The sequence below is a fragment of the Bradyrhizobium sp. ISRA464 genome (genome assembly GCF_029910095.1).
Taxonomy (GTDB): domain Bacteria; phylum Pseudomonadota; class Alphaproteobacteria; order Rhizobiales; family Xanthobacteraceae; genus Bradyrhizobium.
In genome coordinates this window covers 3,848,817-3,865,811 of the sequence record NZ_CP094526.1, presented here as the reverse complement: position 1 = coordinate 3,865,811, position 16,995 = coordinate 3,848,817, and the positions used below count along the sequence as shown (strand labels likewise).

Annotated in this window: 12 protein-coding genes, 2 tRNA genes and 1 pseudogene; 4 read left to right on the top strand and 11 right to left on the bottom strand. The window is 64.3% G+C overall.

Annotated elements, in window-relative coordinates; translation table 11 throughout:
- Positions 1-19: 19 nt before the first annotated feature.
- The 3 genes from MTX19_RS18170 to MTX19_RS18160 all read right to left on the bottom strand — a co-directional run bounded on the left by MTX19_RS18170 (position 20) and on the right by MTX19_RS18160 (position 1,047).
- Positions 20-361: a hypothetical protein gene (locus MTX19_RS18170; protein ID WP_280986088.1), complete on the bottom strand. Its 342-nt coding sequence runs from the start codon at positions 359-361 to the stop codon at positions 20-22.
- A gap of 149 nt (positions 362-510) precedes the next feature.
- Positions 511-587 (bottom strand) — tRNA-Val (locus MTX19_RS18165).
- Positions 588-642: 55 nt separating this feature from the next.
- Positions 643-1,047, bottom strand: coding sequence for a GFA family protein (locus MTX19_RS18160; protein ID WP_280978683.1), 405 nt, complete (start codon positions 1,045-1,047; stop codon positions 643-645).
- Positions 1,048-1,269: 222 nt separating this feature from the next.
- Here MTX19_RS18160 and MTX19_RS18155 point away from each other — a divergent pair, with 222 nt between their 5' ends.
- The gene (locus tag MTX19_RS18155; protein ID WP_280977739.1) at positions 1,270-1,938 is read left to right on the top strand and encodes a GntR family transcriptional regulator; all 669 of its coding nucleotides are present in this window, start codon (positions 1,270-1,272) and stop codon (positions 1,936-1,938) included.
- A 1-nt stretch (position 1,939) separates the two neighbouring features.
- Complete coding sequence (locus tag MTX19_RS18150; protein WP_280978682.1) at positions 1,940-3,151, top strand: MFS transporter; 1,212 nt, start codon at positions 1,940-1,942, stop codon at positions 3,149-3,151.
- A gap of 106 nt (positions 3,152-3,257) precedes the next feature.
- On the opposite strand, the gene lon is transcribed toward MTX19_RS18150, so the two are convergent.
- From lon to MTX19_RS18125, 5 genes are all read right to left on the bottom strand, one after another.
- A complete protein-coding gene (lon, locus tag MTX19_RS18145) occupies positions 3,258-5,684 on the bottom strand; it encodes an endopeptidase La (RefSeq protein WP_280977737.1) in 2,427 nt (808 codons plus the stop codon).
- A gap of 300 nt (positions 5,685-5,984) precedes the next feature.
- Positions 5,985-7,259, bottom strand: coding sequence for an ATP-dependent Clp protease ATP-binding subunit ClpX (clpX, locus tag MTX19_RS18140; RefSeq protein ID WP_280977736.1), 1,275 nt, complete (start codon positions 7,257-7,259; stop codon positions 5,985-5,987).
- Between the two features lie 443 nt (positions 7,260-7,702).
- On the bottom strand, positions 7,703-8,338 hold the full coding sequence (locus tag MTX19_RS18135) for an ATP-dependent Clp protease proteolytic subunit (protein WP_280977735.1): 636 nt from the start codon (positions 8,336-8,338) through the stop codon (positions 7,703-7,705).
- A 288-nt stretch (positions 8,339-8,626) separates the two neighbouring features.
- On the bottom strand, positions 8,627-9,988 hold the full coding sequence (gene tig / locus MTX19_RS18130; RefSeq protein WP_280978681.1) for a trigger factor: 1,362 nt from the start codon (positions 9,986-9,988) through the stop codon (positions 8,627-8,629).
- A 163-nt stretch (positions 9,989-10,151) separates the two neighbouring features.
- Positions 10,152-10,236, bottom strand: a tRNA-Leu gene (locus MTX19_RS18125).
- A 136-nt stretch (positions 10,237-10,372) separates the two neighbouring features.
- Here MTX19_RS18125 and MTX19_RS18120 point away from each other — a divergent pair.
- Together MTX19_RS18120 and MTX19_RS18115 are read left to right on the top strand one after the other, a co-directional pair.
- Positions 10,373-11,698 carry a multicopper oxidase domain-containing protein gene (locus MTX19_RS18120; protein ID WP_280978680.1) on the top strand — a complete coding sequence of 442 codons (1,326 nt, stop codon included), beginning with the start codon at positions 10,373-10,375 and terminating at the stop codon, positions 11,696-11,698.
- Between the two features lie 19 nt (positions 11,699-11,717).
- Entirely contained in the window at positions 11,718-12,803 is a 1,086-nt protein-coding gene (locus tag MTX19_RS18115) for an enolase C-terminal domain-like protein (protein ID WP_280978679.1), read from the top strand.
- Positions 12,804-12,918: 115 nt separating this feature from the next.
- Here the strand turns inward: MTX19_RS18115 and MTX19_RS18110 are convergent, their stop codons facing one another.
- The 3 genes and pseudogenes from MTX19_RS18110 to MTX19_RS18100 all read right to left on the bottom strand — a co-directional run bounded on the left by MTX19_RS18110 (position 12,919) and on the right by MTX19_RS18100 (position 16,861).
- Entirely contained in the window at positions 12,919-14,169 is a 1,251-nt protein-coding gene (locus MTX19_RS18110) for an IS701 family transposase (RefSeq protein ID WP_280986087.1), read from the bottom strand.
- A gap of 62 nt (positions 14,170-14,231) precedes the next feature.
- Positions 14,232-14,947, bottom strand: a pseudogene (locus MTX19_RS18105) (IS5 family transposase).
- Between the two features lie 408 nt (positions 14,948-15,355).
- Positions 15,356-16,861 (bottom strand): NAD(P)H-hydrate dehydratase, encoded by a 1,506-nt coding sequence (locus MTX19_RS18100; RefSeq protein WP_280978678.1) that lies wholly within the window; start codon positions 16,859-16,861, stop codon positions 15,356-15,358.
- Positions 16,862-16,995 lie beyond the last annotated feature (134 nt).

Below are 16,995 nucleotides of genomic sequence, written 5' to 3'. Positions count from 1 at the left end.
CTGGCCCCTGTCTCGCGGATCAGTTGGCGGAGGCGCTCGCCGGCTTGGCCTGCTTCGGCGCGGCCGTTTTCGCGGCTGACTTGGCGTGCGCCTTGGGCGCAGCTTTCGGAGCGTTATCGCTGCGGGCGATCCCCCACGGATCGACCGGCTTCTGGTCCGGCACACTGTTGATTGCGCGCTGATAGGCGCGCTGGGCCCGCTGCTCGTTGGCCTGGTCCGCCGGCGACTTCTCGATCTCTTCGCGATATCGCTGAACATGATCCTGCGCCAGGGCAGGTCCGGCAATGAAGGCGGTCAGGAGAATGGCGGCGGCAACTGTGCGCATGGATCGAGTTCCCGGTTGGGCGGCGAACGGAAACATATCATCGCGCCAATAGCGGCGGCAATTTGTGCGGCGGGGAATGGCAATCATCGTGCGAGACCAGTCCGCCTTCGCCCTACGGTAACGAGCACGTGGCAACTTTTGCCGCGAAGGCTGGCTCGCCGAGCCGTAGCCCGTAGGGCAAAGGCTGGTAGGCGGCGAGAGATTCGAACTCCCGACCCTCTCGGTGTAAACGAGATGCTCTAACCAGCTGAGCTAGCCGCCCTTACCTGCCGCGCCTCTTTAGCCTCGCCGACCCCCGCGGTGCAAGGTCGACGGCTCTAATCCGTCGGGCGCCCCGGCAATCCCGCGAGATCGTTGATCCATGGCGCGGCCGAGCGGCACCAGATCTGGCGTTTCGGCGTCAGTCGGTCGCGCTGGCGGATGCTGCCCCAGCGAATGCCCCAGTCGTCGGGCCCGCCGTCCTCGCCGCTCGTGAACACGGGGGAACCGCAATCGCCGCAAAAGTGCTGGAAGCGGATTTGGCCGTTGTCGCCCTTCTTCCCGTACATTTTCGGCGCCCGCCCGGTCAGCCGCACTTGCTCGGCGGCGCAGATCACGGTGACGCGGTAAGGCGATCCGGTGAGCGTCTGACAGTCCGTACAGTGGCAGATCGACACCCGCTCCGGATCGATCTCAGCCTGATAGGTCACCGCCCCGCAGTGGCATCGCCCGTCGATCTGCATGTCTGCCTCCTGTCGTTGCTGCAACGAAGATAGGGCGCGCGCCGTTACCCCTCCACGCACGGCTGGTCCCGTCCACAAGGGGTGACGAACCGCGCGCCGTCCCCCACTCAATCCGACGGCATGCTGTTTTGGTATCCCAAATATGCCTTGTATGGGATACCATCCCGGGATATGTCGCTGATCCAAAACTCGCCATCCATCTTCTCGTCTGGACCACCCGCCATGTCGCAGATGCTTCAGATCCACGACCAGCTCCGCGAGATGATCCTCTCGCTCGACCTCGGCCCGGGCGAGCGACTGACGGAACGGTGGCTGGAGAGCCGCTTCGAGGGATCGCGCACGCCGATCCGCGCGGCGCTGGTGCGGCTCGAAGGCGAAGAGCTGGTCCGGCGCGACGGCCGCAACTGGATTGTCGCGCCGATCGATCTCGGCGAACTGGAAGCCCTCGCCGAGTTCCGCGTGCCGCTGGAGACAACCGCAGTCCGCCTCGCCTGCGCGCGGGCCAGCGAGGCCGATATCGCCGGGATCGAAGGCATGCTCGACGCCTGCCAGTCGGGTGCGCCTCGCGAGGAGTGGCACCGCGTCGGCACTGATTTCCACGTCGAGATCGCGCGGCTCTCGGGCAATCCCTTCATCGTCAAGGCGATCGCGGGCGCCATGACCCGGCTGTCGCGGGCGCGCTGGCTGGAAGTGTGGACCGAGCCCTCGCGCGAGCAGGCTTGGCGCGAGCACCGCCGCATCCTCGGCTTCATCAAGAACAACGAGCCCGACGCCGCCGCGCGCGAGGCGGCCGACCACATCAGCGACACCCGCGATCGGCTGCTCCGTTCGCTGAACGAGGATCGCCGCGGCCTGCGGGCGCGCGGCTTTGCCGTGATCGGGCTGCGCTGACATGGACGCGGAAGTTGATCGCGAGGCAATCCTCGACGCCGGCCCCTGGAAGCAGAACCTGATCGTTTGCGTGTTCGGCTCCTTCACCACGATCGTGGCGATGACGCTGCTGCTGCCGTTCCTGCCGCTCTATGTCGAACAGCTTGGCGTGACCGATCACGCCGCCATCGTGCAGTGGTCGGGCGTCGCCTATGGCGCGACCTTCTTCAGCGCCGCGTTGACCGCTCCGCTGTGGGGGCGGCTCGCCGACCGTTACGGCCGCAAGCTGATGCTGATCCGCGCCAGCCTCGGCATGGCCATCGCGATGTCGCTGATCGGCATGGCGCACAACGTCTATGAACTGGTCGGACTGCGGCTCTTGACCGGCCTGCTCGGCGGCTACGCCTCGGGCTCGACCGTGCTGGTCGCTGCGCAAACGCCGAAAGCACGCTCCGGCTGGGCGATCGGCGTGCTGTCCGCCGGCATCATGGCCGGGAGCCTGGTTGGCCCCCTGGTCGGAGGCATTCTGCCGCCCCTGATCGGCATTCGCTCCACCTTCTTCATCGCCGGCGGCGTCATCTTCTTCACCTTCCTCGGCACGACCTTCCTGATCCGCGAGGGCGTTCGGCCGCCTGCGGCGCGCGGGAGCAAATCGCGCGGCGGCTGGGCGCTCGTTCCGGACAAGCGCCCGGTCCTCGCGATGTGGGTGACGGGCCTGCTCTTGATGGTCGCCAACATGTCGATCGAGCCGATCATCACGGTCTATGTCGCCCAACTGGTCGAAGCGCCGCAGGTGACATTCATCGCGGGCCTCGTGATGTCGGCGGCGGCGTTCGGCAGCCTGCTGTCCTCGTCTCACCTCGGCAAGCTCGCCGATCGCGTCGGCCATTGGCGGATCATCATCGTGTGCCTTGCCGTCTCGGCGCTGCTGCTGGTCCCGCAGGCCTTCGTGGTCAGCGGGTGGCAACTGATCCTGCTGCGCTTCCTGATGGGCCTCGCGCTCGGCGGCCTGCTGCCGTGCATCGCAAGCGTCATCCGGCACAATGTGTCCGACACTGTCACGGGCAGCATGCTGGGCTATTCGGTGTCGGCGCAGTACGCGGGCCAAGTGATCGGCCCCCTCGCCGGCGGCTTCATCGGCGGACATATCGGCATGCGCGCGGTTTTCCTGGGAACGAGCGTGCTGATGGCGTGTGGGGCGATCGGCAATTTCATCGTCGAGAAGCGAAAGTAATCCGCCGCCCGTCGCATTCGACGGATGCGAGACGCTGGACAAAAGAGCCGTCAAAACAAAAACGGCGCCCGAAGGCGCCGTTTGATTGCTTCCTATCGGAGCTCGCTCAGTGCGCCGTCAGGCCGCCGGCTGCTTCATCCGAAGCGTCGGGCTTGACGTCGACCTTGGTCTCCTCTTCCCAGACGATCGGCGCGGGCACGCGGACCAGCGCCTTGGCGACGACCTCATCCAGCCGCGAGACCGGGATGATGTCCATGCCGCCCTTGATCGCATCGGAGATCTCCGTGAGATCCTTGGCATTGTCCTCGGGGATCAGCACCGTCTTGATGCCGCCGCGCGCGGCGGCCAGCAGCTTCTCCTTCAGACCGCCGATCGGCAGCACGCGGCCGCGCAGCGTGATCTCGCCGGTCATCGCGACATCGTGACGGACCGGGATGCCGGTCATGGTCGAGATGATCGCGGTGGCCATCGCGACGCCGGCGGACGGACCGTCCTTCGGGGTCGCGCCCTCCGGCACGTGAACGTGGATGTCGCGGCGATCGAACATCGGCGGTTCGATTCCGTAGACGATCGCGCGCGAGCGGACGTAGGACGCCGCCGCGGAGATCGACTCCTTCATCACGTCGCGCAGGTTGCCCGTCACCGTCATCTTGCCCTTGCCGGGCATCATGACGCCTTCGATGGTCAACAGCTCGCCGCCGACATCCGTCCAGGCCAGGCCAGTAACGATACCGACCTGATCTTCATCATCGATCTCGCCGAAGCGGTACTTCGGAACGCCGAGGAACTCTTCGATGTTCGCCTCGCTGACCTTGACCGACTTCTTCTTGGAGATCATCAGCTCCTTCACCGCCTTGCGGGCCAGTGTGGAGAGCTCACGTTCCAGGTTGCGCACGCCCGCTTCGCGGGTGTAGCGGCGGATCATCAACAGCAAGGCCGCGTCGTCGATCGACCATTCCTTGGAATCCAGACCGTGCTTGGTGAGCGCGCTCGGGATCAGGTGCTTGCGCGCGATCTCGACCTTCTCGTTCTCGGTGTAGCCGGCGATCCGGATGATCTCCATGCGGTCCATCAGCGGGCCGGGAATATTCAGCGTATTCGCGGTCGTGATGAACATCACGTTGGACAGGTCGTAGTCGACCTCCAGGTAGTGGTCGTTGAAGTTCGAGTTCTGCTCGGGGTCGAGGACCTCAAGCAGCGCCGACGACGGATCGCCGCGGAAATCGGCGCCCATCTTGTCGATCTCGTCCAGCAGGAACAGCGGGTTCGCGGTCTTCGCCTTCCGCATCGACTGTATGATCTTGCCGGGCATCGAGCCGATATAGGTGCGGCGGTGACCGCGAATCTCGGCCTCGTCACGCACACCGCCGAGCGACACGCGCACGAACTCGCGCCCCGTCGCCTTGGCGATCGACTTGCCGAGCGAGGTCTTGCCGACGCCGGGAGGCCCGACCAGGCACAGGATCGGCCCGGTCAGCTTGTTGGCGCGCGACTGCACCGCGAGATACTCGACGATGCGGTCCTTGACCTTCTCAAGTCCGTAGTGATCGGAGTCCAGCACCGCCTGCGCGGCCTCGAGGTCCTTCTTGACCTTGGACTTTTTGCCCCACGGGATCGACAGCAGCCAATCCAGATAGTTGCGCACGACGGTCGCTTCCGCGGACATCGGCGACATCTGGCGCAGCTTCTTCAGCTCGTGCTGCGCCTTCTCGCGCGCTTCCTTGGAAAGCTTGGTCTTAGAGATCTTCTCCTCCAGATCGGCCAGCTCGTCGCGACCTTCGTCGTCGCCGAGCTCCTTCTGGATCGCCTTCATCTGCTCGTTCAGGTAATACTCGCGCTGGGTCTTCTCCATCTGGCGCTTGACGCGCGAGCGGATGCGCTTCTCGACCTGCAGCACCGAGATCTCGCTCTCCATCAGGCCCAGCACCTTCTCCAGGCGCTGCGTGACGGACAACGTCTCCAGGATCGCCTGCCGATCGGCAATCTTCACCGCGAGATGCGAGGCAACGGTATCGCCCAGCTTGGCGAAATCGGTGATCGCCTGAACCACGCCGACGACTTCGGCGGAGATCTTCTTGTTCAGCTTCACATAGCTCTCGAAGTCGGACACGACCGAACGCGCCAGCGCCTCGGCTTCGACCGAGTTGGCGTCAGTGTCGGAGAGCGCGACCGCGGTCGCCTCATAATACTCGCTCCGATCGGTATACTTCTCGACGCGCGCGCGCTCGAGTCCCTCGACCAGCACCTTCACCGTGCCGTCGGGCAGCTTCAGGAGCTGCAGGACGCTGGCGAGCGTACCGGTCTCGTAAATGGCATCGGGTGCAGGATCGTCATCGGACGCGTTCTTCTGCGTCGCGAGCATGATCAGCGCGTCGTTCTTCATCACCTCTTCGAGCGCGCGGATCGATTTCTCGCGGCCGACGAACAGCGGCACAATCATGTGCGGGAAGACGACGATGTCGCGTAGCGGCAGCACCGGATAGGAGTGGCTTTCGCCGTGAACGATCGTTGGCCGGGGTTTGGAAGTCGTCATGGCCTAATCCTTTTGTTTTGCCCCCTTGCACGCAGCCCGCCTGCTTGCGCAACCGCCACAAGGTGCCTTGGTGATCCGGATCAGGTGACCATCAGCAGCCGCCTTCTCCGTCTCGTGAAGCGACGAATCTCGACACGTCGAGCGTCGTCACCGATAGCATTAGGTGGCAATCGGGCACATGGGTGTCAAGTACGAGAAATGCCCGAAACTTCAGGCCAAACAGACATTTGCCGCCACGCCAAGACGGCTGCCGGATGAGCCGGCAGCCGCGCAATATTGGTCAGCTCGGCGTTGCGCGCTTTAAGCGCTCGCGCTGCTCTCGACGGCGCGGTCGGAACGATCCGCGTAGATGTAGAGCGGACGGGCCGTTCCCTCGACAACCTCGCGCGAGATCACGACTTCCTCGACACCTTCCAGGCCCGGAAGGTCGAACATCGTCTCGAGCAGGATGCTCTCCAGGATCGACCGCAGGCCGCGTGCGCCGGTCTTGCGCTCGATCGCCTTGCGGGCGACCGCGCCAAGCGCCTCGTCTGCAAAGGTCAGCTCGATGTTCTCCATTTCGAACAGGCGCTGGTACTGTTTCACCAGCGCGTTCTTCGGATCGGTCAGGATCTTCTTCAGCGAGCTCTCGTCGAGGTCCTCTAGCGTTGCAACGACGGGCAGACGGCCGACGAATTCCGGGATCAGGCCGTACTTCAGGAGATCCTCGGGCTCGACGTGGCGGAAGATCTCGCCGGTCCGGCGGTCCTCCGGCGCCAGCACCTGCGCCGCGAAACCGATCGAGGTCGAACGGCCGCGCGCGGAGATGATCTTCTCCAGCCCCGAGAAGGCGCCGCCGCAGATGAACAGGATGTTGGTGGTATCCACCTGCAGGAACTCCTGCTGCGGATGCTTGCGGCCGCCCTGCGGCGGAACCGACGCCACCGTGCCTTCCATGATCTTCAGCAGCGCCTGCTGGACACCCTCGCCCGAGACGTCGCGGGTGATGGAGGGATTGTCCGACTTGCGGCTGATCTTGTCGATTTCGTCGATATAGACGATGCCGCGCTGCGCGCGCTCGACATTGTAGTCGGCCGCCTGCAAGAGCTTCAGGATGATGTTCTCGACGTCCTCACCGACGTAGCCGGCCTCGGTCAGCGTCGTGGCATCGGCCATGGTAAAGGGAACGTCGAGGATACGGGCCAGCGTCTGGGCGAGCAGGGTCTTGCCCGAACCGGTCGGACCGATCAGCAGGATGTTCGACTTCGCAAGCTCGACGTCGTTGTGCTTGGTCTGATGGTTCAGCCGCTTGTAGTGGTTGTGGACGGCAACCGACAGAACCTTCTTGGCGTGGCTCTGGCCGATCACGTAGTCGTCCAGCACCTTGCAGATTTCCTTCGGCGTCGGGATGCCGTCGCGCGACTTCACCAGCGAGGACTTGTTCTCCTCGCGGATGATGTCCATGCACAGTTCAACGCATTCGTCGCAGATGAAGACGGTCGGTCCCGCGATCAGCTTGCGGACTTCGTGCTGGCTCTTGCCGCAGAACGAGCAATACAGCGTGTTCTTGGAGTCGCTCGTGCCGACCTTACTCATTCATTATCTCCGTCCGCCGTTCGATCTCGTTTGCCAGATCGACCCAATCCGGCACAAAACCGGAGCTTCAAGGGTAGATAGAGCAAATTCCGTACCAAAAAAGACCCTACGTAGTCTTGACCGTGCGAATCACGGTGTTTTCGAATCTCCCGCGATCATAGCCGATACGTCACAGCCAACCATGCTGGCACCCGACTATCAAGAATTCGCTAATCGGGCGGCCTGCTCAAGACCGTGACAATACCGTGATTTCCGGCGTTGGCACGTGGAATACGCATCGAAATCCACGGAACGTTGCGGGATTACCACTCCGGCTATGAGCACGAAAGCGGAACCTTTTGCCCGTGCACGTGCACTCGCGGGCGGGTCCGCCGTCGTGTTTGCCGCTTATGTGAGGCGTCAATGTGGAAATCACACCGACGCCATGGGATGCCTGCCCTGACTTACGCGGCCTTCGCCGTGGCTGGGTCGTCCGGACGCTTGTCGATGACCTTGTCGACGAGGCCGAACGCCTTCGCATCCTCGGCCGTGAGGAACTTGTCGCGCTCGAGCGCTTCCTCGATCGCCTTGTAGGCCTGGCCGGTGTGCTTCACGTAGATCTCGTTGAGGCGCTTCTTGAGATTCAGGATCTCCTGCGCGTGCAGCATGATGTCGGTGGCCTGGCCCTGGAAACCGCCCGAGGGCTGGTGGACCATGATGCGCGAATTCGGCAGCGTGAAGCGCATGTCCTTCTCGCCGGCCGCAAGCAGCAGTGAGCCCATCGAGGCCGCCTGCCCCGTGCACAGCGTCGACACCGGCGGACGGATGAACTGCATCGTGTCGTAGATCGCAAGACCCGACGTCACCACCCCGCCCGGCGAGTTGATGTACATCGAGATTTCCTTCTTCGGGTTCTCGGCCTCGAGGAACAGGAGCTGCGCCACGATCAGCGTCGACATGCCGTCTTCGACCGGACCGGTGACGAAGATGATGCGCTCCTTCAAGAGGCGCGAGAAGATGTCGTAGGCGCGTTCGCCGCGATTGGTCTGCTCGACGACCATCGGCACAAGGTTCATGTAGGTTTCAACGGGATCGCGCATGGGAAGACCCAGGGGGTTAGGGGTGATGCAGAACTTCAGCTTAACCCAGATATAGGCCAATTTCCGGCCGACAAGACCGACACGATACTAGCCACCTGGGCAGGTCGAAGTTCAAGCTGATTCGAGCGACCGCGCCTAGCGACGGGGACCCGTCGCGCGCGCGCTTTCGCCATTCATCATTAACGCCAGGTGCCGGAATTCGAGCAGGATCCGGAAAAGTGGAAACCGGTTTTCCCTCGCGACAAACGCGAAGCGTTTGCGCGGAGATCATGCTCAAATTGAAGCAGTCTAAGCGGCAGTCTTCTCGGCGTCGTCATCCTTGAACAGCTCTTCCTTGGTGACCTTCTTCTCGGTCACGTTGGCGAGTTCCAGGATGAAGTCGACGACCTTGTCCTCGTAGATCGGGGCACGGAGCTGGGCCAGCGCCTGGGCGTTGCTGCGGTAGTAGTCCCAGACTTCCTTCTCGCGGCCGGGCACCTGGCGCGCGCGCTCGATCACGGCGCGCGAGACCTCGTCGTCGGTCACGGTGATCTTGTTCTTCTCGCCGATCTCCGACAGCACGAGGCCGAGGCGGACCCGGCGGTCGGCGATTTTGTGGTACTCCTCCTTGGCCGCCTCCTCGGTGGTGTTCTCGTCGGCGAAGGTCTTGCCGGAGGAGTCCATCTCGGCCTTGATCGAGTTCCACATCAGGTTGAACTCTTCCTCGACCAGCGACGGCGGCGCCTCGAACTTGTGGCTCTCGTCGAGGCGGTCGAGCAGCGCGCGCTTGACGCGCTGGCGGGTGGCGCCGGCGAATTCGCCCTTCAGGCGCTCGCGCATCAGCTCCTTCAGCTTGTCGAGCGACTCCAGACCGAGCGTCTTGGCGAAGTCGTCGTCGATCTTGGTCTCGCCGGGCGCCTCGATCAGGGTCGCGGTGGTCTCGAACTCGGCCGGTTGGCCAGCGAGCTTGTCGTTCAGATAGTTCTTCGGGAAGGAGACCTTCAGCGTGCGGGTCTCGTTGGCGCCGATGCCGATCAGTTGGTCCTCGAAGCCCGGGATGAACTGGCCGACGCCGATCACGACCTGGATGCCCTCACCGGTGCCGCCCTCGAAGGCTTCGCCGTTGATGGTGCCCTTGAAGTTGATGGTGACGCGGTCGCCCTTCTCCGCCTTCGCACCTTCGGCCTTGGCGTTGTAGGGACGGCTGCCTTCGGCGATGCGGTTGATGGCGTCGTCGACGTCGGCGTCGGCGACATCGACAACCGGTTTCTCAACCGAGAAGGTCTTGAAGTCGGCGAGCTGGATCGGCGGCACGACTTCGATCGCGACCGTGTAGGTCAGGTCGGTCTTGCCCGTGAGCAGATCGTCGACCTCGTTCTTCTCGGTCGGCATCGTGATCTTCGGCTCGCCCGCGAGGCGGAAGCCGCGATCTTCAAAGATCTTCCGGTTGGTGTCGCTGATGGTCTGGTCGATGGTCTCGGCCATCACCGAACGGCCATAGATCTTCTTCAGATGCGCGACCGGCACCTTGCCGGGACGGAAACCGTTGAGACGGACCTTGTCCTTGAGGTCGACCAGCTTGGCGTCCGCCTTGGCATCGAGATCGGATGCGGGAACGCTGATCTTGAATTCGTGCTTCAGTCCCTCGTTGAGGGTCTCGGTGACCTGCATGGTATCAATCTTCTTCCGCTTTCGGCCACGGACCTCGCGGCCGTGGCTGTGTTCAATCAAGTCGACGCGGCCTCGCAGCCTGACGCCGGTGGTTCGGTGAACCCGCGGCCCTCTGAAGGCTCAAGGTTCTCCAAGGAATCGTCATGCAAACGCTGTAAGCGCTTGGTGCGGGCGGAGGGACTCGAACCCCCACAACTTTCGTCACTGGAACCTAAATCCAGCGCGTCTACCAGTTCCGCCACGCCCGCGTGAAAAGCATCCCATCCGACCGCGATGCCGCGGGCGGCCGGGCTTATAGCATGCGCCCGCGGGTTCGCAGCAAAAAAATGGGCGCTTTTGCATGGCCGCCTGCGACCCAATGCGGCTGGACAGACTGAGCTGAAAATGGTCCGCATCGGCCCAATGGCAAGCCCCGAATTCCCTCTCACCCGACGCCGCCTGGCGACCCTCCTAGGCGCCGCGGCGCTGGGCCCGATCTTGCCTGTCACCGGCGCGGCGCAAGGCCGCACGGCCGTCGCGCTGCAGGCCCGGGCGGACCGCATCTCGCTGCGTCCCGGAGGGCCGGAGACCCGGGTCTGGTCGCTTGGCAATGGGGACCTCCGCTTCAAGCGCGGCGAAGTGCTCGATGTCTCCTTCAGCAACGAGCTACTGGTGCCGGCCGCGCTCGATTGCCGCGGGCTCGACGGCGTGCCGGCGGCCGAGCCGCTGACGTCCCGGGCCCCGCTCCCGGCAGGCGCAAAGGATACCTTCCAGCTCGCGCTCCGACATGCTGGAACCTTCCTCTTCGACGCAGGCCTGCTTGGCGATGGTCCCTCCGCGCCGGCGCGGCCACGCGCCCTGATTGTCGACAGCAGCTCGCCGGTCGCTGTCGATCGCGACCACGTCCTGCTGATCGAGGAATGGCGGCTGCGTCAGGATGGGACAGCGATCGCGCCCGGGACAGATCCGAAGGATACAACGTTAATTCATACAGTTAACGGCCAAACCTCATTCGATATCTCCGCTCCCACCAACGCCCGCCTCAGACTTCGGTTCATCAACGGAAGCCCGCGCAATGTACTGGCGGTCAAGCTAGAGAACCTCGAGGTCAGGGTGATGGGGATCGACGGCCAGCCGGCCGAACCGTTCCCGGCCCGCAACGGTGCCCTGGTGCTAGCGCCGGGAAATCGCACGGACGTCTTCGTCGATGCCGCCGGGCCTCCCGGAACGAACTTCCCGATCCTGCTCCACGACGGCCAACAGGCCCACCCGATCGGTAAACTGATCGTCTCGGCGGACCCGCCGATCCGCTCCGCGCCGTTTCCGCCCGCCCCGCCGCTCCCGGGCAACGACCTGCCCGCCCAGATCGAGCTGAAGAACGCCCAGCGGGTCGAGCTTGCGCTCGGCACTCCGGCCGATTGGGTCCGGCCGGCCGACTTCAAGCCATCCGCTGCCCCCGCCTTTCAGGCGAAGACCGGCAGGCCCGTCGTGCTGGCGCTGACCAACCGCGCCGCGACGACCACCGTATTCCACCTGCACGGCCATCATTTCCGGCTGCTGGATCGGCTGGACGACGGCTGGAAGCCGTTCTGGCTCGACACGCTCGCGATCGAGCCCGGCCAGACCCAGCGGATCGCCTTCCTCGCCGAATACCCGGGACGCTATCTGATCGAGGCCACCGCCGCCGATTGGGCCGCGCCACGGCTGCTCCGATGGTACAGTGTGCAATAAGAACAAGGGGGAAACGACCATGAGTCAGACAGTTGCCGCGATTCGCGGAGTCCGCGCACGAGGCGTCGTGGTGCCGCTCAAGCGTCCCGTGAAGAACGCCTTCGGCGTGATCGATTCCGGTCCGCTGGTCCTGATCGATGTCGAGACCGATCAGGGCGTTACCGGCCGCGCCTACATCTTCGCCTACAGCAAGCTTACGCTTAAACCTCTCTGCTACCTGATCGAGGAGATCGGCCGCGACCTCGTCGGCAAGCCGGTCGCGCCGTTCGAGCTGATGAAGGCGATGGACGCCAAATTCCGGCTGCTCGGCTGGCAGGGGCTGGTCGGAATGGCGGTGTCAGGCCTCGACATGGCCTATTGGGACGTGCTCGGGCAACTCGCCGGCCGGCCGCTGGTCGAATTGCTCGGCGGCTCGGCCAAGCCGATCAAGGCCTATGACAGCTATGGCGCGGTCGATCCGGTCGCCGATGAGCGCGCGCTGCGCCGCTCGCTCGACCAGGGCTTCAGGGGCATCAAGATCAAGGGTGGCGATGGAGATGCCGCCAATGACGAGCGCGTGGTCAAGGGCGTGCGCGCCCTGCTCGGCTCCGACGTCGCGCTGATGATCGACTTCAACCAGTCGCTCGATCCGGCGGAAGCGACGCGCCGCATCGCGCGGCTCGCGCCCTACGACCTGCACTGGATCGAGGAGCCGGTGCCGCAGGAAAACCTCTCCGGCCACGCCAAGGTCCGCGAGACCTCGCCGACGCCGATCCAGGCCGGCGAGAACTGGTGGTTTCCGCGCGGCTTTGCCGAGGCGATCGCGGCCGGCGCCTCCGACTTCATCATGCCTGACGTGATGAAGGTCGGCGGCGTCACCGGCTGGCTGCAGGTCGCAGGTCAGGCCGACGCCGCCTCGATCCCGATGTCGAGCCACCTGTTCGCGGAGGTCAGTGCGCATCTGCTCGCGGTGACGCCGACCGCGCATTGGCTCGAATTCCTCGACTTCGCCGGCACGATCCTGGCAACCCCTGCCGAGGTCGTCGACGGCACGGTCACCGCGCGCGGTCCCGGCCTCGGCATCGAATGGAATGAGTCCGCGGTGGCGAAGTATCTGGTGAGCTAGCACTACAGTTGCATTTTTGATTTGAGATGCGCCTTTCGAGCTGCGGCTTGATGGGCGCGTCGGAATGTGGACCATGCCAGGACGCGAACGATTGGGATCCGGCGCTGTGCAAGCTTTAAGATGAGGCGTCGGATTTCCTGGACCGACCAGCGGATGAGTCTTGCCGGTGCGTCGATTTCGTTTTTTTCGGCATCATCGCGTTCACCTGAGATCGGACGGTGGTCATGACGGCGTAAGCCAGCATGACCAGGGAGACATGCCGGTGCCAGCCGTGCCAAGAGCGACTTTCATTGTGGTCGAGACCGAGCTCGCCCTTTGTCGTCTCAAAATCTTCTTTGACACGCCATCGCGTTCCTTCAACACGAACGAGGCTCTCGATCGAGGTGCCCTCGGGACACCATGTGGTGAAGTAGGAGAGTTCACCGTCGGCAAGGCCGCGTCGGATCAGCAGCCCGCGGGTCCAGATGCCTGGCAGCTGCATGTCGTATTCGGCAGCGTCGAGATCGGCCAGCGGGCAATAGGCCCAATCGTAGAGACGTTCGCCCTTGGTTCCATGACCTGCCGACAGGCGCTTCCACTTTTGGGCGGGGAGCGCCTCGGCAATCTCCTTTGCTTCACCAGCCACGAGGTAATCCGGGTGCCATGAGCTGAACCAGTGGTTGGCGTGGACGCCCAGCACGTAGCCTTTGCCGGCACGCCGCAGAGCCGCTTCGAGGTCGCCGACGCCATACACACTGTCGGCAGCCACCCAAGCGAAGGGGACGTCGGCCGCGATCGCCCTCTTGACCATGCTGACGGCCAACTGCGGCTTGGTGGCAAATGCCACCGTCTCCGGCACATGGGTCGCTTTCAATCGGGTGGGATCGGATGTCCAGGCTTTCGGCAGATAGAGCGCACGATCAATGAAGGCGTGACCCTTGACGGATACGTAGGAGGCGAACACGCCGATCTGGCAGTTGGTGATCTTGCCGGCAGAACCCGTGTATTGCCGCCCCACGCCGCACGAGGCCTTGCCCTGCTTGAGAAAGCCGGTCTCGTCGATCACCAGGACTGCGTTGTTGTCGCCCAGATGTTCGATGACATGATCACGAACGATGTCGCGCAAGTCGTCGGCATCCCAGCGCCCACGACCCAGTAAGGCCTGCTGTCGCCACGGTCCGCTGTCGCCAGCTGCCTCGGCCCGCATCCAGCCTGTCTTGCGCGGCTCGTTGCCGAGCAACGCGTCGAGAAACTGGGCCGCCGAAGCGGCTACACGCTCCTGCGTGAACAAAGGTCGGATACGCTGCTTGGCCTCCCGCAATGACGCCGCCCACAGCGACAGCACATCCTCAACCGAAGCACCACCATTCATCTGATCCCGAATCATGGTTGCCCATAGATTCAGAACCGTCAGATAAATGCAACTGTAGTGCTAGGCGGTGTGGACACTTATCGCATCCATAGGACGATGGCGGCGAGAGTGACGACGGCGCGGTAATTTCGGGCGGTTTTTTCGAAGCGGGTAGCGACGCGACGGAACTGCTTGAGTTTGGAGAAGCAGCATTCCACGAGATGGCGCTGGGCATAGAGATGCTTGTCGAGCGGATATTTGAGCGCGCGTGACGGGTTGTTGGGGATCACGGCGAGCGCCTTTTTGGCGGCGATGTCTTGGCGCAAATGGTCGGCGTCATAGGCTGTGTCGGCGATGACGACCTCGGCGGGCAGTCCCTCGATCAATGCGGCGGCTTGCGGTGCATCGCCCTTCTGGCCTGCGGTGAGCGTGAACCGGACAGGACATCCAAGACCGCGAACGGCCATATGGATCTTCGTGCTCAGGCCGCCGCGCGAGCGGCCAAGCGCCTGATCTTCAGGCCCCCTTTTTTCGCCCCAGCGGCGTGCTGATGCGCCCGGACGATGGTGGAATCGACGATTAGATATTCGAAGTCTGGGTCGTCGGACATCGCCTCGAAGATCCGCCACCAAACACCCTTGGTGCTCCATCGGCTGAAGCGCCGGAACACGCTGTTCCAGTCCCCGAACACCTCCGGAAGATCACGCCAGGGAGAGCCGGTCCGCACGATCCAAAGCACACCTTCCACGAACATCCGGTTGTCTCGCCCGGTCGAGCCCTTCTGGTCGGGCCGGCCGATGATCAGCGGCGCCATGCGCTCCCAGGCCGCGTCGCTCAACACCAAACGATCCATCACACCCAAGACTGCCTCCCCAAAAGCAGCCTTGAATCTGATTTGCTCTCAAAAGGGAATCCTTAGAGTCCACACTGCCTAAAGCATGATGGGATTAAATTGACCTGAAAACAGCGTTGGAGGTCACCTCTCCGTTGGGAGAGGTCGATTTGCGCAGGAAATCGGGTGAGGGGTTACGGTCTATCGAGAGCGCAAGGCCCCTCACCCGGATTGCACCGGACGATGCTCCGCATCGCCGAGCGCAATCCGACCTCTCCCCGACAGGGAGAGGTGGACCGAAGCCGCCGCGACTCGATTCAACCCAAACTCATCCCGCTTTAACGTCCCGAGCGCGCGGCCGCGTCGTCCCTGTCGGCGAGCGCGAGCGATCTAATATTCAATCCCGAACTCGTCGTAGATCCGGCGGAACACAGCGGGCAACACCTCGGTCAGATCCTCCGCGATCAGGCCGGGCCCGGCTTCGCCGGCGCCCTCGCCGTGCATCCACACACCGATGCTGGCGGCCTCGAACGCCGGCACGCCCTGCGCCAGAAAGCCTGCGATGATGCCGGACAGCACGTCGCCGGCGCCGGCGGTGGCGAGCCAGGGCGGCGCATTGGCGGCGATGGTGGCGCGGCCGGCTGGCGATGCGACCACTGTGTCCGCGCCCTTCAGCAGCACCACGGCGCCGGACCGCTCGGCCGCGGCGCGCACGCGCTCAAGCTTGGAGCGGCCGGGATACTTGTTGGAGATGTCGCTGAACAGCCGCGGGAACTCGCCCTCATGCGGCGTCAGCACCACCTGCTGACCGTCGGAGGCCTTGATCGCCTCGAACAGCCGGTCCGGCGCGCCCGCAAAACTCGTCAGCGCGTCGGCATCGAGCACGAGGTGCCGCTGCGCCGACAGCGCGGTGTGGACGAAGTCGCGCGTGCGCGCATTGACGCCGACGCCGGGGCCGATCACGCAGGCATTGAGCCTCTTGTCGCCGAGCAGTTCGGCGAACTGGATCGGATTGTCGACCGCGCGCACCATCACCGCGGTCAGCGCCGCGGCATTGACGGCCAGCGCGTCGCGCGGCGAGGCCAGCGTCACCAGGCCGGCGCCGGCGCGCAGCGCCCCGCGCGCGGCGAGCCGGGCCGCGCCGGTCGAGGCGATGTCGCCGGACACCACCACCGCATGCCCGCGCGCATATTTGTGGCCGTCCATCCGCGGCACCGGAAACGACCACCGCCAAGCCTGCGGCAGGTTCTCGGCGGTCAGCGGCTTGATCTCGTCCAGTACCTGCGGATCGATGCCGATATCGGCGACGCGCACGCGGCCGCAATGCATCCGTCCCGGCAGCAGCAGATGGCCGGGCTTCTTGCGGAAGAAGGTCACGGTCTCGGTCGCCTGCACCGCGGCGCCCATCACGGCGCCGGTGGTGCCGTTGATGCCGCTCGGCAGATCGACGGCCAGCACTGGCGCGCCGTTGGCGTTGATCGCCGCGATCATCTCCAGCGGGTCGCCCTTGACCGGCCGGTTGAGGCCGGCGCCGAACAGCGCGTCGATGATCAGCGCCGGCTTGCCGATGCCCAGCGCCTGCGGGTTGAACGGCAGCACCGGATATTTCCAGCCCTTCGCCGCCAGCGCGGCATCGCCCTGCAGGCTGTCGCGCTCGCAGAGCAGGATGACCGAGACCTCGCGGCCACGCGCCGCAAGCTCGGCGGCCGCGACGAACCCGTCACCGCCATTGTTGCCGCGGCCGGCGACCACGACGATCGGCCCCTCCTCGACCAGGTCCATCGCCGCCTCGGCAACCGCTTGGCCCGCGCTCATCATCAAGGCGAAGCCGGGCGTGCCGGCTGCGATGGTCAGCCGGTCGGCGCGCTCCATCTCGGTGGTGGTCAGAACGTCCATGCCGAATCCTCAATCTCTTCGCCTTTTCGAGAGGCATTTCCTGTGACGTTCGCAGGGTTTTGACCGGTCGACTGCACACATATTGGTCAATTTGCCTATTCGATAGGCTTGGATATCATGCCCGTTGTGGTTCG